This window comes from Dyadobacter beijingensis DSM 21582 (assembly GCF_000382205.1).
In the GTDB taxonomy this organism is placed as follows: Bacteria; Bacteroidota; Bacteroidia; order Cytophagales; family Spirosomataceae; genus Dyadobacter; species Dyadobacter beijingensis.
Window position 1 is genome coordinate 434,160 of record NZ_KB907791.1, and the last position, 22,317, is coordinate 456,476.

20 protein-coding genes are annotated in these 22,317 nt (G+C 45.0%); 15 read left to right on the top strand and 5 right to left on the bottom strand.

The window, feature by feature from the left end; all coding sequences use genetic code 11:
- Position 1: 1 nt before the first annotated feature.
- The 10 genes from H144_RS0128070 to H144_RS32695 all read left to right on the top strand — a co-directional run bounded on the left by H144_RS0128070 (position 2) and on the right by H144_RS32695 (position 8,279).
- Positions 2-457: a DoxX family protein gene (locus H144_RS0128070; protein WP_019945453.1), complete on the top strand. Its 456-nt coding sequence runs from the start codon at positions 2-4 to the stop codon at positions 455-457.
- Positions 458-478: 21 nt separating this feature from the next.
- Positions 479-1,846, top strand: coding sequence for an NAD-dependent succinate-semialdehyde dehydrogenase (locus H144_RS0128075; RefSeq protein ID WP_019945454.1), 1,368 nt, complete (start codon positions 479-481; stop codon positions 1,844-1,846).
- Positions 1,847-1,876: 30 nt separating this feature from the next.
- On the top strand, positions 1,877-2,620 hold the full coding sequence (locus tag H144_RS0128080) for an SDR family oxidoreductase (protein ID WP_019945455.1): 744 nt from the start codon (positions 1,877-1,879) through the stop codon (positions 2,618-2,620).
- 12 nt (positions 2,621-2,632) lie between these two features.
- Positions 2,633-3,658 carry a bestrophin family protein gene (locus H144_RS0128085; RefSeq protein WP_019945456.1) on the top strand — a complete coding sequence of 342 codons (1,026 nt, stop codon included), beginning with the start codon at positions 2,633-2,635 and terminating at the stop codon, positions 3,656-3,658.
- 112 nt (positions 3,659-3,770) lie between these two features.
- A complete protein-coding gene (locus H144_RS35185) occupies positions 3,771-3,893 on the top strand; it encodes a sigma 54-interacting transcriptional regulator (protein WP_374754601.1) in 123 nt (40 codons plus the stop codon).
- A 754-nt stretch (positions 3,894-4,647) separates the two neighbouring features.
- Positions 4,648-5,529, top strand: a complete 882-nt coding sequence (locus H144_RS33605; RefSeq protein ID WP_084600036.1) for a helix-turn-helix transcriptional regulator — start codon at positions 4,648-4,650, stop codon at positions 5,527-5,529.
- A gap of 153 nt (positions 5,530-5,682) precedes the next feature.
- On the top strand, positions 5,683-6,441 hold the full coding sequence (locus tag H144_RS0128095) for an alpha/beta fold hydrolase (RefSeq protein ID WP_229208017.1): 759 nt from the start codon (positions 5,683-5,685) through the stop codon (positions 6,439-6,441).
- Between the two features lie 36 nt (positions 6,442-6,477).
- A complete protein-coding gene (locus H144_RS0128100) occupies positions 6,478-7,146 on the top strand; it encodes a type 1 glutamine amidotransferase domain-containing protein (RefSeq protein ID WP_019945459.1) in 669 nt (222 codons plus the stop codon).
- Positions 7,147-7,160: 14 nt separating this feature from the next.
- A complete protein-coding gene (locus H144_RS0128105; RefSeq protein WP_019945460.1) occupies positions 7,161-7,472 on the top strand; it encodes a putative quinol monooxygenase in 312 nt (103 codons plus the stop codon).
- 171 nt (positions 7,473-7,643) lie between these two features.
- Positions 7,644-8,279, top strand: coding sequence for a DUF2652 domain-containing protein (locus tag H144_RS32695; RefSeq protein ID WP_019945461.1), 636 nt, complete (start codon positions 7,644-7,646; stop codon positions 8,277-8,279).
- A gap of 862 nt (positions 8,280-9,141) precedes the next feature.
- Here H144_RS32695 and H144_RS0128120 read toward each other — a convergent pair.
- From H144_RS0128120 to H144_RS34090, 3 genes are read right to left on the bottom strand one after another with little or no spacing between them, the layout of a single operon-like run.
- On the bottom strand, positions 9,142-10,026 hold the full coding sequence (locus H144_RS0128120; RefSeq protein WP_157504964.1) for an IS3 family transposase: 885 nt from the start codon (positions 10,024-10,026) through the stop codon (positions 9,142-9,144).
- Positions 10,027-10,031: 5 nt separating this feature from the next.
- The gene (locus H144_RS0128125) at positions 10,032-10,343 is read right to left on the bottom strand and encodes a transposase (RefSeq protein ID WP_019943624.1); all 312 of its coding nucleotides are present in this window, start codon (positions 10,341-10,343) and stop codon (positions 10,032-10,034) included.
- A gap of 58 nt (positions 10,344-10,401) precedes the next feature.
- A complete protein-coding gene (locus H144_RS34090) occupies positions 10,402-10,590 on the bottom strand; it encodes an ADP-ribosylglycohydrolase family protein (RefSeq protein WP_084600037.1) in 189 nt (62 codons plus the stop codon).
- Between the two features lie 362 nt (positions 10,591-10,952).
- Here H144_RS34090 and H144_RS32700 point away from each other — a divergent pair, with 362 nt between their 5' ends.
- Positions 10,953-12,002: a leucine-rich repeat domain-containing protein gene (locus tag H144_RS32700; RefSeq protein WP_019945464.1), complete on the top strand. Its 1,050-nt coding sequence runs from the start codon at positions 10,953-10,955 to the stop codon at positions 12,000-12,002.
- On the opposite strand, the gene H144_RS33070 is transcribed toward H144_RS32700, so the two are convergent.
- Positions 11,981-12,835, bottom strand: coding sequence for a site-specific integrase (locus H144_RS33070; RefSeq protein WP_019945465.1), 855 nt, complete (start codon positions 12,833-12,835; stop codon positions 11,981-11,983). The genes H144_RS32700 and H144_RS33070 overlap by 22 nt on opposite strands.
- 102 nt (positions 12,836-12,937) lie before the next feature.
- A complete protein-coding gene (locus H144_RS34925; RefSeq protein WP_019945466.1) occupies positions 12,938-13,162 on the bottom strand; it encodes an Arm DNA-binding domain-containing protein in 225 nt (74 codons plus the stop codon).
- A 739-nt stretch (positions 13,163-13,901) separates the two neighbouring features.
- On the opposite strand from H144_RS34925, the gene H144_RS32710 reads away from it, so the two are divergent.
- The 4 genes from H144_RS32710 (at position 13,902) to avs2 (ending at position 22,278) form a co-directional block, all read left to right on the top strand.
- A complete protein-coding gene (locus tag H144_RS32710) occupies positions 13,902-14,720 on the top strand; it encodes a hypothetical protein (protein WP_019945467.1) in 819 nt (272 codons plus the stop codon).
- 34 nt (positions 14,721-14,754) lie between these two features.
- Positions 14,755-16,275 carry an ATP-dependent nuclease gene (locus H144_RS0128145; RefSeq protein WP_019945468.1) on the top strand — a complete coding sequence of 507 codons (1,521 nt, stop codon included), beginning with the start codon at positions 14,755-14,757 and terminating at the stop codon, positions 16,273-16,275.
- A gap of 1,026 nt (positions 16,276-17,301) precedes the next feature.
- Positions 17,302-17,802, top strand: coding sequence for a hypothetical protein (locus H144_RS0128155; protein ID WP_019945470.1), 501 nt, complete (start codon positions 17,302-17,304; stop codon positions 17,800-17,802).
- 141 nt (positions 17,803-17,943) lie between these two features.
- Positions 17,944-22,278, top strand: a complete 4,335-nt coding sequence (avs2, locus tag H144_RS0128160) for an AVAST type 2 anti-phage system protein Avs2 (protein WP_026351064.1) — start codon at positions 17,944-17,946, stop codon at positions 22,276-22,278.
- Positions 22,279-22,317 lie beyond the last annotated feature (39 nt).

Consider the following 22,317-nt stretch of genomic DNA (forward strand, 5'->3'; position numbering starts at 1 on the left):
TATGTTGTTAAACAGAATCTTCATCACAGACCCGGCCGATACGACCGCACTAGTTGCACGCCTGGCGCTGGGTATCACCATCTTTCCGCATGGTGCACAAAAACTTTTGGGCTGGTTTGACGGCTATGGCTTCCAGGGAACCATGCAGTTCCTGACAGGATCAGTTGGCTTACCCTACATTGTTGCATTGCTGGTCATTCTTATTGAATCCATAGGATCACTGATGATACTCATTGGCTTCGCTGCCAGGGTAGCTGCCCTGGGCATGCTGGGCAATTTTTTGGGAGCGGTAGTCAGCTCGCATGCCAAAGCGGGTTTTTTCATGAACTGGTACCAGCATCCCAATCAGCCGGAAGGCCTCGAATATTTTGTCCTGCTTTTCGGGCTGGTCATCACTATCCTCTTGGCAGGAGGCGGCCGCGCTAGTGTAGATGCGCACCTTTTTTATCGTAATTAACCAATATTCCAACTTTCAATTATGGGAATCGTTTCGATTAATCCGGCAACGGGGTCTGAGATCAAGACTTACGAAGAACTCGATTTTAAAAGTGTCGTCACCAAAATTGAAGAGGTGCAAAAGTCCTGGGAACACTGGAAAACATCATCCCATGAAAATCGTAGTAAGCTATTGCAGACCATGGCCGGTGTGCTTAGGAAGCGTCAGCACGAGTTGTCGGTGCTGATGGCCAATGAAATGGGGAAACCGGTGACACAAGGCATTGGTGAGATTGAAAAATGTGCCGTATGCTGTGAATACTATGCAGCAAACGGGGCGAAGTATCTGGCCGACAGGCCTGTTGATACGGAGGCGTCCAAAAGTTACGTGTCCTTTCAGCCGCTTGGGGTGATATTGGCGGTAATGCCGTGGAATTTCCCCTTCTGGCAAGTGTTCCGTTTCCTTGCTCCCGCACTTGCGGCAGGTAATTGCGGTATTCTGAAACATGCTTCGAACGTACCCGGGTGTGCACTTGCGATACAAAGTATTGTTGAAGAGTCCGGGTTTCCCAAAAATGTCTTTGTAACACTCCTGATCGGAAGCGGTCAGGTTTCCAAAATCATTGAACATCCGGTCGTTAAGGCGGTGACGCTCACGGGAAGTACAAATGCAGGAATCAAGGTAGCGACAGCCGCGTCGTCGGTACTGAAAAAAACGGTGCTCGAATTGGGTGGAAGCGACGCCTATGTGGTGCTCGAAGATGCCGACCTGGAACTGGCGGCCGAAGCATGTGTGGAAAGCCGGCTAATCAACAGCGGCCAGAGCTGCATTGCCGGAAAGCGGTTCGTGGTGGTGAAAAAGGTTTTGGAGCGGTTTACGGAATTGTTCCTTGCGAAAATGTCCGCAAAGCGGATGGGCGACCCGCTGGACGAATCGACGGACGTAGGGCCTCAGGCCCGCCAGGACCTGCGCGATGAGCTTCATGGGCAGGTAATACGTTCGATTGAAAAGGGTGCCCGTTGTATTCTTGGAGGTCAGGTTCCAGAGGGGAACAATGCTTTTTACCCGCCGACCATTCTTACCGATGTAAAACCGGGCATGCCGGGTTATGACGAGGAATTGTTCGGGCCGGTTGCTTCTATTATCACTGCCGAGGACGAGGCTGATGCGGTCAGAATTGCAAATGACAGCATTTTCGGCCTTGGCTCTGGGGTATTTACCCAAGATATAGCCAGGGGAGAACGCATCGCATCAGTGGAATTGCAAGCGGGTTCCAGCTATGTCAATCACAGGGTGTTGTCGGACCCCCGACTTCCTTTTGGCGGGGTAAAAACATCCGGGTACGGACGGGAGCTAAGCGACTTCGGAATCCACGAATTCGTCAACATCAAGACCGTCTATATTAAATAGTAATCCATTCAGACCTAACCTTTATCCAAAATGAGCAATAACATAGAAGGCAAGGTGGTTGTGATCACCGGAGCCAGCAGCGGCCTTGGAGAGGCAACTGCGCGGCACCTGGCAGAAAAAGGCGCGCTAATGGTGCTCGGAGCCCGAAGAATAACTCTTCTGGAAGAGATCGTCGGCGATATTGTTTCAAAGGGTGGTACAGCCATTTGCCGGCAGACGGACGTAATCAGCAAGAGCGACATAGAAGCCCTTGTTGATGCTGGTTTGAAGACCTATGGGAAGATAGATGTCGTCATCAACAATGCCGGTGTCATGCCGATTGCCCCTATGGTCGAGGTGCGGACCGCCGAATGGGATACCATGATCGACATAAACATCAAAGGAGTATTGTATGGTATTGCTGCCGCATTACCGATATTTCAAAAACAGCAGTCGGGGCACTTTATCAATCTGGGCTCGGTAGCGGGTGTCAAGGTTTTCAGTCCCGGGGGGACGGTTTACAGCGGGACCAAGTTTGCTGTCAGGGCGATCAGCGAGGGGCTAAGGCACGAGGTTGGTGCCAACATACGGGTGACGGTAATCGAGCCGGGAGCGGTAGAATCGGAATTGAAACATACTACTGTTCACGCGGAAAGTTCGACGAATGTCAACCAGTTTTACGAGTTGGCCATACCTGCCGCCTCCGTGGCTAGGGCAATCGCATTTGCCATTGAGCAACCTTCCGATGTCGATATCAACGAAATAGTGATGCGGCCTACTGTTCAGGATTTTTAAGGAAACCCTGTTATGATTATCAGGAAGACGCTTTCGGTTCGATCGATTCTTGAATTCACTGGACATCATCTGTTATGGCTGACCGGCTGGATGAGTGCGATAACTTGTGTGTTCTATTTTATGGATTGGAAAGAGGTCGCCGTGCCCTGGGTATCCATTCCACTTGTGGGAACTGCCGTTGCATTCTATGTGGGTTTCAAAAACAACCAGGCTTACGACAGGCTGTGGGAGGCCAGGAAAATTTGGAGCGAAATCACCAACGACTGCAGAAAGCTGGCCGCGTTGATAAAGCATTGCCGGTCGGGAGAACCCAATGTAAAACCCGAAAAAAAAATAAGAAGGCGATTGCTCTTTTACAACATTGCGTACCTGTACCAGCTCCGTGAACAATTGTTGGAGCCGACCATCTGGGAGCATGTCGGAACAAGCAATCTCGCTGCTATAAGAAACCATAACCGCAAACGACGGGAAAAACTCACCGAATCATACAAGAAGGAACTGGGTGACGTTACGGATCGCAAGTACCTGTCGCCCGCAGAAGAGTTGTATTTAAGTAAGTTCTCAAACAAAGCCATCCAGCTCCTGACGATGCAAGTACATTTGATCCAGTTGCTGTTTAAACGAAGGGACATCAGCAGCGTGCAGCAACTTGCGATTCAGGGCATCGTTTGTAACTTTTTAGATGCTCAGGGAAGGCTGGAACGAATTAAACAAACCCCGTTTCCCCGCAAACAAGCAACATTCAGCTTCATTTTTGTGTGCATTTTCGTTGCTCTGCTGCCGTTTGGGACAATTGGTGAATTCGCCAAATTCGGAGGTTTCGGAATTTGGCTGAGCATCCCGGTCAATATTGTCATTGGCTGGATATATGTTACCATGGAGTTAATCGCCGACTATTCGGAAAACCCTTTTGAAGGATTGCATAACGACACGCCGATGCTCGCAATATGCAGGCAAACAGAAATAGAAATGCTTCAAATATTCGGTGAAGACAACGTGCCGGAGCCTTTCCACTACAAAGGGGGCGTACTGCTTTGAGACGTTGGAAGCTATGATTATATAAACGGTGTTGTCGATAGCAATGTGAAACTCGTTCATAACTATTGAAAAGGCCCATGAAGGAACTATATTCCTGGATAAAATTGGAGAGATGCCCCTGGACTTGCAGGTGAGGCTATTGCGGGTGTTACAGGAAAAAGAGATCGACCCTTTGGGTGCTAAATTGGCAAAAAAGTCGATGTTCGCATTGTGGCGGCGACCAACCGAAACCTGAAACAAGAAGTTGCCGGGGGCAGGTGAAGACTGGACCTTTACTATCGCCTCGATGTAAGGGAGTATCTCATTTCCGTTCTCAAAAAACGAAGGGGGTCGTACGTGGTTTAAATGAAGCGGCTGAGTTTTAAATATTAAGCCAACAACGCTGGAATCCAAAATGGCCAAGCTCGGCATTCAAAAGGAGGATCTGTAACGCGGGCGAAGTCGTGTTAGTTTTCATGAAGTCATTCCAACTCCGATATTCTCGGAGTTGGATGTATGCAGGCTCCGAAAATATCGGAGCTCAACATATCCGATGACTATTTCCTTATTGCGGTTTCTAATTTTAAATAACTGTAAACGAGATATTTAAAATGAGAAATTGGTGCTTTTTGAAATGTACTGACGCAATGGTACGCAATTGTTTACAATGATCTTATCGCTATTGAGATAGATCAAACTGTTGACGACAGGTTCCATGAGATCAGGAGAAAACCAAACGACATCTTTTTTCCGTAACAGTGCGGGACGGAATATTTTCTATCGGAGCTATTTTTTTATGGGTCACAGTGCCAGTGACGTGTTTCCGGCAGTTTATGCGGTCGACCGGCCCTTAAATCTGAAAGGGTTAAGGATATTACCATGGTTTGCTTCATGATAAGTACAATGGAATTATCGTCAGGGATATCACCCAGTGGCTGAATAAGAGCGTCTAATTTATCCTACCCCGATTATCATTAGTCAATATTATAAATCAATTGAATGTTGCCGTTATGAGAAGCTTTACAACTTTAGAATGGCTGCCCGTAGAGCCGACGACTTTTACAGCTCATGGCGCCGAAGGTTTCGAAATAAGAACGTTGGAAACCGAGTATGCCCGCAGACAGCCGGACAGGCGTGGAGAAATGGTCGAAATAGTTTGGGTTACCGGAGGGCGTATGCAGATCATGTTTGACCTGGAAACATACGAAGTGTCGGCGGGGACGATGATCTTTCTCGTTCCCGGCCAGCCGTGCCATGTAAGATCTGCCGAAGATCTTGAAGGCGTGATCATCCGGTTTCCAGTTACATTAATGCGGCTCGATCCTGACTCGCATTATCCGGGGCTGGCATGTGGGAGCTCGCGATTGTTCGAAGTGGAGGCGTCGGCTGCAACCAATATTATGTGCGTTGTCCAATGCATGCGCCAAGAATTGACCGATACGCATAATCAGCAAATTCAAGTGCTAGCGGCATATCTTAAAATAGTGCTGATCTATCTGTTCCGGCAGCGGTACGTTTTGCCGCGCTCCGTATTTAAGCATGATATGACGGTGCTGGCCAGAAGGTTTTTTGATTTGCTGGAATGCAGATACCACAACATCAAAAAAGTGAGCGAATATGCCGACGAACTGGCGGTTACGCCGAACTATTTAAACCAAATTGTGAAGCAAGAAACCGGTATTTCGGTAAGTGCGAATATCAGAAAGCGTTTATTGCTGCAAGCTAAACGCATGGCGCTTGTGGAAGGAGTCAGCATGAAGACCGTCGCTTACAAGCTAGGTTTCGACGATATCGCCCATTTCAGCAAATTCTTCAAGACCGGTTGCGGTTGCAACTTCACAGACTACCGAAAGACCTCCCCAATCAGCAATGGTAATGTTGCGACACGCTAAGAAAGACAATTAACCAGTACGTATGTAGGTTATCGTTCGAATTTATGAAGGATTACGCTTCATCAACGTCTATTTGTTTCAACCCTAAAATTAGTTTTTATGAAAGCGAGTCGATCACTGATGGCCAGATTGGCCATTCTAACCCTGTTTCCCATGATTACAGCTATCGAGCCCAATGCAGAACCCCTGCAAGCGAACCAGTCGACCCAACAGGACGACAAGCCAACCATCGTCCTCGTGCATGGCGCATTTGCCGACGGGTCGAGTTGGAACAAGGTGATCCCCATTTTACAAAAGAAGGGATACAAAACCATCGCTGTTCAAAACCCGCTGACATCCCTTAATGACGATGTCGCTTTTGTCGATCGTGCCATTGCCGAGGTGAAAGGCAATGTGATTCTGGTAGGCCATTCGTGGGGCGGTGTGGTGATCACACAGGCCGGGAATAATGAAAAGGTTAAGGGACTAGTATTCGTCGCCGCATATGCTCCCGACGAAGGTCAAAGCATTGAAGATATCACTAAGGATGCGTTTGAAGTACGCAAGCTACCGAATGTGCCCGGATTGACTGACCCGATCGTCGAAGACGGCTTCATCCGGCTGAAAGAGGAAACTGTTTTGAACCACTTTGCCCAGGATTTACCGCCTGCCGAGGCAAAACTGATCGCTGCGGGACAAGGCCGGTTCCATGTCAGTACCATATCAGCTAAAGTGTCGAACCCTGCCTGGAAAAGCAAGCCAAACTTCTTTGTCGTATCGGATAACGACCACATTATATCGCCGCTGGTAGAAGCGGAAATGGCAGCCAGGATGAAGGCGACAGTGATCCACTTGCCGAGCAGCCATGTAGCTATGCTATCACAACCTCAAAAGGTTGCGGAATTAATCCTCAAAGCAGCCGGCGACAAGTAATTTCAATCAATTTTTTAACCCATAATCATTTAAATCATGAAAAAGAAAATCCTGTTCCTGGTAACCAGTGCGGGCCTTATCGGACCCAAAAATCGTAAAACCGGCAGTTTGCTCACCGAGCTGGCGCACCCTTATGAGACTTTTAAGAAGCAAGGTTACGATATCGACATTTACAGCGTTAAAGGCGGAGAGGCGCCGATAGATATGGTAGAATTGGAAGATCCAGTCAACCAGGCGTTTTTGAATGACGAAGGACTTGTCAAAATGAAAAACACCAAAAGCATTGATAGTTTATCCATTGATGGATACGACGCGGTATTCGTGCCGGGAGGACTGGGGCCGGTTGTAGACATGACGGACAACCCGCCCGTTCAACAAATACTGGCATCCTTTTACGAAAGTGGCAAGGTGGTGAGCGCGGTTTGCCACGGGCCGGTTTCCTTGGGTAATGTTAAACTCAAAGACGGCTCTTATCTGGTGAAAGGTAAAAATGTGACTGGTTTCAGTGCATTAGAAGAAAAGAATTATGCGAGTGAGGATGTATCGTTTGAGCTGGAAGACCTTTTGAAAGATCACGGTGCCAATTACAGTTCCGTAGAGCCCTGGCAGCCACACAGTATCACCGACGGACGGCTTGTCACAGGTCAAAATCCTGCCTCGGCCCAAGGCGTGGCAGAAAAAGTGATTGCGATATTGGAGGCCTAAAAAACAATCCGAACATGAGCGCAAAACAGATTACGACATTTGCCAAATGGGAGGTGAAGGCGGGCAAACTTGGAGAAGTGCTGGCACTGCTCGCGAAGCTAGCGCCACCTAGCAGGAATGAGCCTGGTAGCCTCTCCTATACTGTGTACCAAAGCAATGCAGACCCAAATGTGATCGTGTTGTTAGAAGTCTATACTGACGAAACGGCTCTCGCAGATCACAGAAGTTCGGCCCATTTCCAGCAGATTGTCATACAGCAAATCGTACCGCTGCTGGAAAACAGGGAAGTCGTACTGACAACAGAACTAGCACTGGACGACATTTAGGATTATTTACCATTCAAAACCAAAGTCGTCTAAAGCGAATGGAAATTGCCGTCGACAAGCAATGGAAATCTTACACCACGCGGTAAGAAAAGCGCACGAAACTAAGATTCCAGTCTGAAAGAAGATTTCGCGATTGCCACCGCCGGAAGCTCCGGTTAAACACCCAGTGCCATGATTAGCGATTCAGGAAACGCACATGTATTCAAGCTCACTTTGGGTGAAATGACGCCTGAAATGGGGTTGATCTTTATTCCAGATATAAGTGGATTTACACGCTTTGTTCAGGATACAGATTTCTCAACCGGCAGAAGAATTATCTACGAGTTGCTTTCCGCGATCATCGATGAAAACGAGCTGATGCTCCGTATTTCGGAAATAGAGGGCGATGCAATCTTTTTTTACAAGCTGGGTCGTCCGCCCTCTGTTTTTGAATTGCTGGGGCAGTTCGAGAGAATGCGTAACGCATTTCACTTTCGGTTGGAGCAGATTAACCGGCTGTTAGGCGTAAAGTTTGACCTGACGTTGAAATTAATCGCTCACTACGGCCCCATTGCGGAGTACGACCTCCGAGGTTTTAAGAAGCTATACGGGCAGGCCGTCGTGGAAGCGCATGTATTGCTTAAAAACGAGATTGCCAGTCATTCCTACGCGTTGCTCACGGCGGACCTGATAGAAGCTGCGATGATGGTACAAATCGAAGAGGTACCGGTGGGAATTCAGTCGCATACCATTTGCCGCACAAATGGCGAAATCGTCCATATTTGTTATACGTACTACGATTTCGGGCAAACCGGTTTTGAATCATAAGCCCTGATTTTCACTCTTGCTTCCAAAGATGGGTATACTTGGCAAGTTTGCCTCTTCACTTGAACGCCGGTTGTCGGCACTCGGTGCTTGCATGGTGCTGCTGGCCGGCGTGCACGCAAATGCCGGCAATCCTTACGCATACTGGCTGATACCGGGGATTAACTATAAGATATCGGAGCGCCGGTATGCGTTTGCTCAGATTGGCTGGACCCGGAGCAAAATTTCTGCTCGGTCATGGTAATTTTATTCTTCGGCCCCGACCAAACTTTGATGTCAACCTGGGGTTTATGTTCATCGATTATTTGGTACCCGAAACAGAAGAATGGACGCTAATGAACGGGATCACATGGAGAATTCCTGTTGGTAGCTTTCTGATCGAAAACAGGAGCTTGGTCTGGAACAGGTTCGTCTCCGAAGCGCCTGATCTGCATTTCCTTCGCAACCGAGTCAGGTTCATGCGACTTGTTCACAATGTGTGGCAACTGACGCCCTATCTGTTCGATGAGCCCAGCTACTCATTTAACAGGAGAAATAGAAGCTTTCGGTGTGCCGTCTCAAAACCTCGTAGCATTTGAATGTTCCGACAGCGTATTCCTGGCCAACTAGCGAGTGCATCCGCCGATTGTGCTCTACAATCACCGCCATCAACATCCGCTGTTTTGGGCCGATTCCCAAGAATTTGTTTTTAATGGTTTCGGCAGTTGCAAGCTCGCCTGGCGAATTAAAGAAGCATGTGCGTCAAGTAATTGTTGTTCAAGGTTGCCCAAATAAGCGTTGAGTGACTTCACGGCCTCCTTGTTACCTAGAACCCGACCTGCGCGCGCATTCCAGGTCCTAGGGTCGCACTTGTCTTGGCCCCTTATTAGTTGGACACTTCTTCCAGCACGGTTAAGGCGTTTGGCATAGCTTCTTCCCATTTCTTTTGGGGTGTGGTAAAGCCGATGGAGCGGTGTAACCGGCGTTCATTATAATGCTTGATGAAACGCTGCAACGTTTCTTTTGCCTCGTAGTAACTGGCAAATTCATTACGTTCAATCACCTCACGCTCCAAAATACTGTGAAACGCTTCGATATAAGAGTTTTCTTCTGGTGTTGCTACGTGTGTAAACTCTTGTCTGACTTCCGAATTTTTCAAAAAATTACGCACTTTGTTAGCGATGAATTGGCTACCGTTATCATTTCGCAGAACGACGCCTTGTAACTGATGAAAATGGTTGACGCGGCGCAATAAATTTATTAAGTCCAGTTGTCGAATGCTGCTCTGGAATATCCAATCGACGATTTTACGGGTAAATACATCTAAAATACACAGGAGATAATAATTACGTCGCTCACCATTGATCCAGATATACTTAATATCCCAGCAAAGATACTCCAGGGGCTTTGTGGCTTCAATTCGCCGAAATTGAACAAAATCCCGCTTCCCAGCCGGTCGAATCATCTTTCCCAATAGTAGGTCATTGGCTAGCATCAGGCGGTATACCTTCTTCTTGTTGATTATATATTCCTTTTTCAGTTCGTGTGTAATGTATTCATATCCAAATGCATTAAATTCAGTATCAATAAGTTGCCTAATCCGTGCGGTCACATCTTCGTTTGATACTGAAACCCCGTCTACGGTCATAGTTTCACGACTAGGTTTTACCCCTGGTGTTCCCTGTCGTGGTTTGTAGTATGTTACACTCCGCGGTACTTCTAACCACCGGCACAACTCTTTTCGGGTCGCATTAAGCTGATATCGTGCCATGATAGCTATCTTTTCCTGGGTCCGATAGGAGTTTTTTTTAGCAGCTCGCTTTTTACCTCCAATTCCAAAGCTTGCTTGGCCACAATCCGCTTAAGTCGCTCATTTTCTTCTTCAAGAGCGCGTAATTGAGGATCGACACGGACATATGAATCGCGAAGGCCATCCTTACCACTGTCTAAATACTTTTGCCTCCACTTTCTCAAAAGTGATGGTGACAGGTTGTACTTCCTACTGACATCAGCATGGCCGTCCCGAAGAGATTCCTGTACGATCGAATAGCGATCTTCGGCGCTGAATGTTCGTCTTTGTTTACTCATGATTCCCAAATTAAATGGACTAAACTGTTTTTACAATTTTGTCCAACCATTTAGGGGGCTAAGACACTTCCGCCAGGCAGAGCGACAAAGACGTGTCATCGGACCATGTTCCGGGTGGTAGGTTGTAAGTCCCATAACCATCCATGTCGTCGACTGGCTTAACTTCAAATTCCTTTCGTGGCTTAAATTCATACGGTACACCAAGCGCATCGCCAATTGCTATTCCAAGCAGAGCATCTTTTATCACAGGCCTATATCGAAATGTTATCCGGGCAAATGTATCTCAATTGATAATGGAAGTCCAGAATTTTGGAAAGCAATCGCAACGCGGGTACACCAAACTGCCGCGTTAGTATGCCCAGCACTAGCTACGTCCATCAATGAAAATTTATAAAACTCTTCCGCTAGCGACTTCGGAGCGTTTGAGCGGCCAGATGAGATTGTGACACAATCTGACATCTGGCCGATTGCGGGTAAGAGGCAATCCCGAAGTTCCCGGATTCGCACTTGCCCGTTGAACGGAGAAGGAAAAGTGATATTCGTCCCGTCATGAACGTATTACAAGAAAGCCCTATATTTAGCAGATACTATTTCACGTAACAAAAGTCTGTGAGCTTAACTACGGTAGACCTAGCCACTGGTCGCTATCAAATTTCAAAGGGCGTGACCGCGAATGAATTGGCTAAATTGGCAGAAGATCTGAAAACTTCTGTAATCCAGCTTTCCAAGCCGATTGATACTAAAACCATTGCCTTACTGGAACAAGTCGTTTTTTCCAAACGTCGAGACATCGCCCTGAGGGTGTATGGGCACTATTCTGAGAGATGTGATCTAAGCTTTATTGAAAAGATACCATCGATTAGAGAGCTCTCGGTAGATTGTCTGATGGAGGTCACTAATATTGATGTAGTTACGAGAATCCGGCACTTAGATGGACTGCATGTAGGCATTTTTGGACTTGATAACTTTGAGTTCCTGAATAACGTCGACCCTCACTTGAAGCGGCTCTCGCTATATCAGACTCGATCAAAAAAACCAAGGATTGAGACGATTGGTCGGTTCACTGAACTTAACGAACTATTCTTAGAAGGACAGAGCAAGGGGATTGAGGCCATTAATGAGTTGAAAAAACTCGAAAAAATCGTATTGCGATCTATATCAACCCCGGATATTGAATACCTTAGGAATCTGGAACGCTTATGGTCCGTTGATATTAAGTTAGGAGGTATAAAGGATTTAAGTGCATTAAAATCCCTACCCAATTTGAAATACCTGGAAATTTGGCAAGTTAGAGGACTTTCAGACCTGTCGGTTCTATCGGACTTAAAATCGTTACAAAACTTATTTCTTCAATCACTACCGCAGCTCGCCGTGTTTCCTGCAATATCTAGCTTGGGTAAACTAAGGCGTATTGACCTTGAAAATCTAAAAGGTTTGATGGACTTGAGTGAATTGAAATCTGCGCCTGCCTTAATTGAATTCAGTTACTTAATGGCACAAAACCAAAGCCCTGAAAACCTCATCCCTGTACTCGAAAATAAGAGCCTGAAAAGGGTCTCTTGTTATTTTGGTAGCGATAGGAAGAATAATGATTTTAAAAAGCTAGCCCAGTCATTTGGAAAAGATGAGTGTGAGTATCAAAAGTTCGTGTATAACTGAGGTTCATTCGCATAGATCTGCGTAGTACGGATGTTCGTATGTCCAAGCATTTTAGAAACACTCTCAATCGGAACTCCATTTTGCAGGGTAATCGTAGTAGCGAACGTATGCCTGGCTACGTGTGAAGTGAGAACTTTATCAATCCCGCAGATTACGGCAATCTCTTTCAGATAATCATTCATTTTTTGGTTACTCGGCACCGGCAAAACGAGCCCGCGGGATTCGCAAAGCGGATGGCCTTTGTATCTGTCAATGATTTGAAGCGCTTCCGGCAGCAACGGAATGTGAGACTTGACATTCATTTTGGTGCGCTGGCTAAATATCCACTGTTCACCGTCAATTCCTCGTGTTATCTGGCTTTTTTCGAGCTTCTGAACATCCGAGTAGGCCAGGCCGGTGAAACAACAAAAAAGAAAGGTGTCCCGAACCTGTGCAAGCCGGTCGCTAGCAAATTCTTTCCCCGCCATCAAATCCAATTCAGTTCTAGTGAGGATCTCCTTGTCAACCTTTTTAAATTTACCCTTGAAGTTCAAATACGGGTCAAGGTTCATCCAGCCATTGCCCAGGCAGATGTTGACGATTTTGCGGAACATTTTCATGTGCTTCACCACCGCGTTGTTGCCCATTTTACGAACTGAGCGGAGATAGAATTCGTAATCGGCGATGAAAGCGAAATCGATGCGACTAATGTCAAAATCGGTTGTGTTGAATGTCACTTTCAGAAATGCGAGTGTATGGCGTTCTAAAACCTTATAGCGATTGAATGTATCGATTGCATATTCCTGGCCAACCAGTGCCTTCATCCGATCATTATGGTCAGCAATCACTACCATAAGTAACCGCTGCTTAGGACCGACGCCCAGAAATTTGTTTTTGACCGTTTCCGCTGTTATCAATGCGCCGTCGCGAACCAGGGCGGCGTGGGCGTCGAGTAGTTACTGTTCTAAGTTGCCGAGATAAGCGTTGACGGATTTCACGGTTTCCTTCGCACCGGTAACTCTTCCCGCAACCGCATTCCATCGACTGGGTTCGCATTCGCGCCCGGTCGTAAATTCAGCTCTTTTACTTTCAACCGTAATCCGCAGATAGATCGGAACCGGACCTTTCTGATAATTCTTCGGCTTCTTCAAATAGAAAAGCAGACTGATCTTTGTTTTCATACCCTTTTCAGGTTAAAAAGTTGAACAAAAGTAGTCTTGCAAGCCTGGTCAGCGCAAGATGTCCACCGCATGGACATCTTGTAAATCAATTGGTTACGCGATTTCTGGTGAGTAAACTTTTCAGGCTGATTGACTCACCGAATTACTCACCAAAACTTTGAGAATATTTGAACGTTTTGGTATAGTAGGGGCAAACAAAAAAGCCTGCAATCGTTTGATTTGCAGGCTTTTGATGCTTTTTGTTATTTCTTTAAGTGATCCCGCTGGAATCATTTTTATCGCCTAACTGCCTCATAAACAGCATTGCTTCTGAATAGGATTTCCAGGTTACCGGATAGGTTACCGGATGAAATGATCAATACTGTCGAGCTTTGACCACTTTCTACAAGTATAAAACTACTGATTTTTTTCTTATAGACAGTAACATATTCCATATTGATAATGCGATGACACCGAACAACTGCCTGATTGTTTGCTTCAAAAGTCTGTACCGTTCGGTGTCTTTGGGAGATACCCACTTTTGCTAGTTTTGGGAATCGCCTCCTGTGTATGCTCGCAGTTCGGATTCTCTACTTGTCGACGGAATACTTGGCATCGCCTAAAGTTCTGTCGTAAGACTTACCAAAGCAATTGGAGTAAATTTTTATTCAAGGGATTCAGGATTGCTGAGCAAATTGAAAACAAAATGTAACTTTGAGAATTCTGATCTACAGTTTCCCCTCCCTAATAAGCTAACAATATGAGTCAATGTTTCACCATACAGCCTTTTGACAAAGATCGTTTTGATAAGCGCTTTACAGATGTGTTTGAGCCCGCAATTAAGAAGGCTGGCTTAAATGCCTATCGGATAGATCGTGATCATTCAGTAAGAATCCCGATCGAGGAGATTGAGAAGGGCATAAGGGAATCGGAAATTTGTTTCGCGGAAATTACTACTAATAATCCGAACGTATGGTATGAGCTAGGCTATGCGTTTGCGTGTGGGAAGGATGTTGTGATGGTTTGCTGCAAAGATGAACGCAAAGAAGAATTCCCATTCGATGTGCGACATAAATTTATACTCGACTATAAAAGCACTTCAACAAGTGATTTCCAGTCTCTCTCCGAACTCATTACCGAACGTATCAAAGCATACCTTGCCACATCTAAGGTCACTGAAAAGCTCTCACTATCACCGATAATGGAAACTGAGGGGCTAAATGCTCAAGAAATTTCAGCACTAATAATAACGCTCGAGAATCAACCGACAGACCATGATATGTTAAGCGTCAATAGCTTGATTGATTACATGGGCAAGGCTGGGTTCACTCGGGCAGCTACAAACGTGGCAATTCGCACTCTCAAACGCAAACAGCTGGTCGACTTTGTTCAAAAGGAAGAATATAACTATAACGAATCCTACCAAATAACTTACTGTTTCTTGACAAAAAAAGGTGAAGATTGGCTAATCGATAATCAGGATAAAATTCGAATTAGGTTAGATCCATCTGAAAAAATAAGTTCCGAAAAAACGGAATCCCCGTCTGAAAATGATGGTGATGATGATTTACCATTTTAACTTTTTCGTTTTGAGTACTTACATTAGTTAAGAAATGATTTTCAAGATACTCAATCGTTGGGGCGACTACCCTCCGTCCACTCGTAACCAAGTTATCCTTACCTGGGATAATTGGAATGATTTCCAATTCTACACGTCCTTCGGCATTTTCTATATCGACGAGGATTCGAAAAAGCACGAACTTAGTGGTATAAAGATTGGATTTATTGGTCAGTCGGTGAAGCAACGTGTATACAGCATAGGTCATTCGTTTGACCGCCTTGAATCACCATATTTTTCCTTGGGAACCTCCGAAGAGTACTACGAAAAATTAAATTTGCTTCCGGATGATATCAGGGATGAAATTTTATCAGGCCTTCGCGATCTCGCAAAGGATACGGAACTGTTTTATGAGGTGATCAACGAACCGGTAGTCGCGAAATCGTTGCTGAGAGACCTAAGCATATCAACAGTTACGGGACAGTTTAAACGAATGACCGAAGGGGGGGCTAAGCTGACGGACTACCATTTTAAATTCAATTATGCGGGATTTGCAACGACTCATCCGGTCGAACTAACTTTTGACGTGTCTCCCGAGTCTCAGCCACCAACTAACATTCATGTGATTATTGGAAGAAACGGAGTTGGTAAGACATACTTGATAAATAGTATGATTGATGCTCTTGTTATCGATGGGAAGAAGCAAACCGGTGGGGGGGACTTTGACTTCGTTGGTTATAATTCTGAAAGTGGAGATTCATTTGCGAACTTAATATCCATATCCTTTAGTGCTTTTGACGAGGTAGAACCGAAGTCGAAGAGCACTAAATTTATGGGTAACATCAGTTATTCCTATATCGGATTAAAAAATACAGAGGCAACAAACCTGCGACGTTCCTCCATCAAAGATCCATCTCTATTGGCAGATGAATTTCTAAATAGTTTAAGGGCATGTCGTTCAAGACTTTTGTCAAAAAGATGGCTCCAAGCTGTCTCCACGCTCGAGTCGGACCCGAATTTCTTTGAAGCTGGTATTCGGAGCTTGATCGACGAGGTCTCTCCTCGACGGTCCGCAGACGTTTTAAATGTTTTTCGAAGGCTCAGTTCGGGACATAAAATCGTGTTGTATTCAATCACAAGTCTCATTGAAAAACTACAAGAACGTAGCCTTGTCATAATGGACGAGCCTGAGGCGCACCTGCATCCTCCACTATTATCAGCCTTTATTCGGTCGGTTTCCGATCTTTTAATTATGACTAACGGTGTTGCGATTGTTGCGACCCATTCGCCAGTCATTCTTCAGGAGGTCCCTAGAAGTTGTGTATGGAAGTTGAGGAGAAGCGGACCGGTTATGGTTGGAGAGAGACTTGCGAGAGAATCATTCGGTGAAAACGTCGGAACATTAACAAATGAGATTTTTGGTCTTGAGGTTACTGATTCCGGTTTCTATAAAATGTTAAATAAGATTATGAAGCTACAAAATTTTGATTATGAGTCCGTTATTCGAGAGTTCGGAGGTCAGTTAGGAATGGAGGCAAGGTCAATTTTAATGGCTGAAATTGCGAATAGAGAATAATGCGATCAATAACAAAGCCCAATCTAGACGCCTCGGTCGTATTTTCCGACTGCGTCAGCGTAGTACAATCTGAGAATCTAAGGCAGCGCCTAACTGCTTGCGCGGGCCTAATTGAGGATGCCGAAGAGGAGTTTGAACGGAAAATTACACGAGGCCGTATTCATACAATTGCTAGGGAGGATAGAGTAAATGGAAATGTATCCGTGAAGGAATTTATGAATCTCTACACCGGAAGGATGGTAGGGAACCCGTTAGGCCGGATACATTATGACAAATTGCTTCTGTCAGCCCCAAACGGATTATGTCCGTTATGCGGTCACCGAGATGTGTCAACATTGGATCATTATCTACCTAAATCGAAGTATCCGCGTTTATCAGTTGTGCCAATAAATTTAGTTCCATCATGTAAGGATTGTAACACTGGTAAGCTTGTTGATTTTCCCGTGTCACCTGAGACCGAGACGTTACATCCATACTTCGACCGAATTGGTAATCAACGTTGGTTATCATTAACAGTCAATAAGACCACTCCACTGTCTGTTACTTATTCAGTCGTTGATGTATTAGGTTCGGGTGCACTTATATTCGAAAGGATTAGGGAGCATTTCAAGGCATTTGGTCTTCAATCGCTATACGCCACGCAGGCCGCACGGGAACTTACAGGTATAAAACTTCAATTAACCAATATTTTCGACAATGGGGCTGGATTTCCGGGAGTCCAAAGGTTCCTTAGAGATTCCGCGGAATCAAGATCAATAGATAATTTAAACTCTTGGCAGGCAGTTCTCTACGAAGGCCTTGCCAATGACGACTGGTTTTGTCGATTGGGTTTTCGAACCATTGCATGAGGTATTCTTGAAGTAGCTAACATTCTAGTCATCGGTAAATCAAAATGACAAATGGGCGCCCATTGAATTGTCAGCATTGTTGCCTCGCTTTCGAGGGTTAAAATGGCTAGGTTGTAATATCAAGAACCATAAACCAATTAGTACGCTAATATTTATCTAAATAGCACCCGAGTTATGTATGGTCTCATTTGCAATTAAAGTCCTCTTGATAGCTGGAGTAATTGTCTCCATTGTTATTTCTCGTGTTTTAGATTTGTCATTCACAGTTGAAGGCATTTCGGCAGTCGGTAGTCTTCTTACAGGCATTTCTGCGCTGATAGCCATTTTAGGTGCCTTCTATACTATGCGCTATCAGGTTAAAAAAACAGCTCATAGCGAGTGGTTGAAAGTGTTTCGATCAGAATGCGCTAAGGTACTGGCGTCCTCTCAAAAGCTTGAAGCAAATTCTATGAAAAGTGAGCTCGTTGAGTTCGGCAATTCAAGTATGACACTGTTGTTGCTACTTAATCCTAGATCTGAAAGCCAGCGGTTGCTTGAGAAGATGGTTAAAGATTTTACTATTTTTATGATGAGTTCCGATATGAGTGACCCAGACTTCAATAGGGTCTTTTCTAAGAATTGGAATATAGTTCTCTCCCAAATGAAGGCAATTATTACGGAGGAAGAAAATAGCTTTTAGTCTCTTAATCACATTTTCTGAGGCATGTACAGAGATCATTTACGTATTGTCCCTCACAATTTGTAAGATTAGCTGCGGCTCATTGGGGGCATCACGTCCGTTTAGAGGCTATTGCCTATAATTAGAAAAATTTAATCGATAATGAGTCCCGAAAATGATTACGCATTAAGTCGTTTAGCCGTACGCCTTGATAACATAGAAAACGGCACGCCGATCGGCAGTGGAATACTATTTAATTGTAACACGCCATCAGGTCCAGTTTATTTAATCACAGCGGCCCATTGCTTGTACGAGGATGAGGAGACTTTCCAGCTTCCGAGGTTACGGATACAAGCCCAATTTTTTGATCCTAGGCTTGGATCGCATCAATCTGTTACGATTAATGTCAATCACGATTTGGTGTCAAAATCTCCACTTAACGACATTGCCATAATTCATCTGGAGAAGGACGTGGTAGAGTTGATCACCGGCGAGTTGCCAACGGTTCATGCCATCAGCGAGCGACACTCAATCACTTCCTTTGTTTTGAAAGGATTTCCAAGCGCCACACGTGGCCAGGAAATTGTTATGATAAAGCCGGAGTTTGTTCAAGCGAATCCAGGAAGATTGGGTTTCCAGTTGCGCCTAACAGATGATTTTACCACGGATACCAGTGCAGAGTCGAAAGTGGACGGTTTCTCGGGGAGCGGGATTTTTCTGGAAACACATGGTAGACTGTATCTTTACGGTATTTTTACCCGGTTTCGAGAGGCTCAGAAGATCATCTATTGTCAAAACATCGAGACTGCCAACGAGCTACTTGCTGTTGCCTTTTTACAGACCATCCCCTTCACCTATATTGGTGAGCACGGACTCACGCCCGAGTTTTTTGCAAGGCACAATTCAGGCGCGATAAATAATCTGGGGCCGCGATTTAGTGAGCAATTGAATTTGCGATTGCCAATTGTCGGCGATTTTCATGACGCGCGTAGAGGCAATGCATTTAAATATAGGCTTCAAGATTGCGTCGAACAATGGCTTGATTCTCACAGACATTCCGGCTCAGACTTCAAAGGCGGAATACTTGAGACAACTGTCAGTGAATGGCATTCTATCAAAAAGTCTGTTATTACGTGGATCACAAACATTCAATGGCGAGCTGACCAGCATCTCAGCATCGCCCCGATTCAAGATATTCTTGACAGTTTCAAGCTCCATGTTGATGCGAAAAAGGAGGATTTCTACGCACTGCGACAAAGGAACAGACAACAAGAAACGCCGCCGAGCAATGAGAAGAAGAATGCTCATACTTCTCGAAGACAGCAGTATGAAGATGAATTGACTTGGCTGCGAACCGTTGATCAGGCTATTTACGCACTCGAGCGTGCATTATCAGAAATATCCATTACGCTTGCAAATAATCCCTTTCTGGTAATTAAAGGCGAGCCGGGATGTGGGAAGTCCCATTTGCTCGGTGATATTGCTAGTTTGGCGACTAAGGATGGCGTTGCGACTCTCTTGTTATTGGGGCAGCTCTTCACAAAGAGTCAAAGCGTTGCTCAGAACATTTTAAGCCAACTTGGCCTTAACTGCTCTCCGGATGAATTATTCAATTCGCTGAACAGTATAGGTAGGCAGCAAGGTGCAAGAGTTCTATTGATGATCGATGCGCTCAATGAAGGCCCAGGTAAGGACCTGTGGAAAGATTCGTTGGCGGGTTTTATTCAGGATGTAAAGAGGTATCCTTTTGTTGGTGTGATTATGACTGTTCGGTCCACATATTTCAACGCTATTCTTCCAACAAATTTACAAAACGATGAAACGATCACGTACAGAGATCATCAAGGTTTTAAAGGAAATGAATATGCGGCTCTCCGACTTTTCTGTGAACACTACGGACTACAAATGCCGACGTTTCCGATTTTGACGCCTGAATTTGCCAATCCACTCTTTCTTCAACTCTTATGTCAGGGCGTTAAGATCTCTAGAAACAGGACTTTCCCGCATGGCTTCCAGGGGATTACAAAAGTATTTAACTACTATATAGATGCAGTGTTTGAAAGACTAGTCGGGAAAAGAGATGAGTATGAGAATCGGCGTCATATTGTCCGTGATGCTATTTTTACAGTTGCGAAAGCCTGTTTTAGTGATGATAATTCACGAATATTGTCATTTGAAGATGCAGACAGGCTTTTTGAAAAAACTTTCCCGCGATTCCAACACTTGCTGAATGATCTTATTCACGAGAACGTTTTCATCCAAACGACTCAAAATACCTACGATTTAAATCCAGGATTTGAAGCGCTGTCGTTTTCCTATGAACGATTCGGAGACATTTTCATCGCTGAGGAATTGTTGGCTGGGTATGTTTCAACTGCGGATGTTAGCCAAGCATTTCAGAAAGATGGCAAGCTTGGACGGTTGCTAAAAGGCTATTTGTGGCCAAACAGAGGTGTTCTTGATGCAATGGCTATTCGTTTACCTGAAAGATACGGCTTGGAACTAATGGAAATATGCGATTGGGTCTATGCCGAGGAGGAGGATTCAGAGTACAGTGATGTCGGCGAGTGGCTATCTCGATCTTTTTGGGACAGCTTAAAATGGCGACACCCGGAAAGCATTGATAATGCGAAGATAACAACATGGTTGAATAGCGACCAATGCATGCTGAATGAACACGAGTACACTTTGAAGTTAGTCGAATTAGCAACTGTTCAGCAGCACCCCTTCAATTCGGATCGACTGTTCAGATATTTGAATCAGTTTTCGATGGCGGAACGCGACGCTTTTTGGCAAGAACATATGCTTAGATATTCTCGATATGATGACGATCGAAATGCTCTTCCAATAAGACGACTTATGGATTGGGCATGGCAAAAGGGAATATCATCATCAGTTGACATGGAGACCGCTCGCCTTGCCGCGCAAACTCTGGCTTGGCTTCTTTCAAGCACTTATAGACAACTTCGGGACCAAGTAACTAAAGCCATGGTGAATTTGCTAGAAGAGCAGCCAGATGTCCTAATTGAAGTTATGACAGCGTTTAAGGATACAGACGATGTCTATATTTCGGAACGGCTTTACTCAGTAGCTTATGGATGTGTACTTCGGACTGCGAATGGCAGTAGCATCGCGAAAATAGCGAAATACGTATATAACCGTACGTTCATTGGTAAAAACCCGCCCATTCATGTACTGCTTCGTGATTACGCTAGGAATATTTTGGAATATGCCGACTACAAAGGACTAGCTGACTACGCCGATATGGCACGAGTACGTCCGCCCTACAATAGTGACTTTCCAAAAAGATTACCGTCCGAATCGGAGATTAAGCAATTCGAAAATAGTTTTGAAGGGACAGGCCAAAGCTTGGAAAAAGAAAAAAACAGGATATATGGACAGATACATTTTTCAACGACCACATGGGATTTTGGGCGCTATGTGGTGAAAAGTGCCCTTAGGCATTTTGCCCCAACTAGTTTTAAATTCGAGTCGACATATAGAGATTTTAAAAAGTCACTTAAAGGAAAAAGAAAATCTTTCATATCCGTGTTAGAATCAAGTGCTCGCCTACATTCGGTAATCGAGGAAAGGCGTGCACAAGGTGTTAAATCCCTTTTTGGCAAGTCGACAGATGATTGGCTTAGAGAAGAAGAAGAGCATCTTCAGGTATGTCTTGATCGTATGAATGGACCATTTGATCAGATAGAAATGATGCAAATACGCGACGAATTTTTACCTTTTCTCAAAGCGAAATATGCGAGCCAAAGTGGCCAACGGGATGCTATTGATGACGGACCCATCAAACGCTGGATTGTCCAGCGTTCATTCCAATTGGGATATGACATCGAAAAACATTATGATTACGACAGCCGTACCGAAAGACTCAACGAGTTTCCAGACTATTATGGAAGCAAAATTGAGCGCATTGGAAAAAAATATCAATGGATTGCATTCCATGAAATTGTTGCCCGGCTTTGCGACAATTACCATTTCATCGAAGATAGATGGAGCTCGAGTGCTAAGTATGGGTTGTACCAGGGGCCATGGCAGCTTTTAATAAGAGATGTCGATCCGGTGTTCACAACAAAGACAAAGAGAGAGGAAAATGACAGCGACTTGGGAGAAGCTACCGATTTTTCAAAAAAGGATTGGAGGTTTGACGCAGATTACCGATACTGGAACCAGCCGGTATCGCAATGGGTAAGAAATAAGCAAGATCTACCTGCACCCGAAAAAATGATTCTTCGTAAAGATGATTATGGACACGAGTGGGTGTACCTGCGAATGAACAAAACTTGGCAAGAACCGAAGGGAGTTGGATCGGACCGACATATTAGTCGTAAGGAGATATGGTATGGGATTAATTCTTATCTCGTACCAAAGCGAGACAGAAAGAAGATAGTTGCGTGGCTAGAGGGGAAAAACTTCTTCGGCAGATGGATGCCTGAACCTGACGAAATGAGCTTAAATCTTTTCAATAGGGAGAATTATTGATCCCCCGCAGCGAAATTTGACAATAGTCAGCGAAATCTT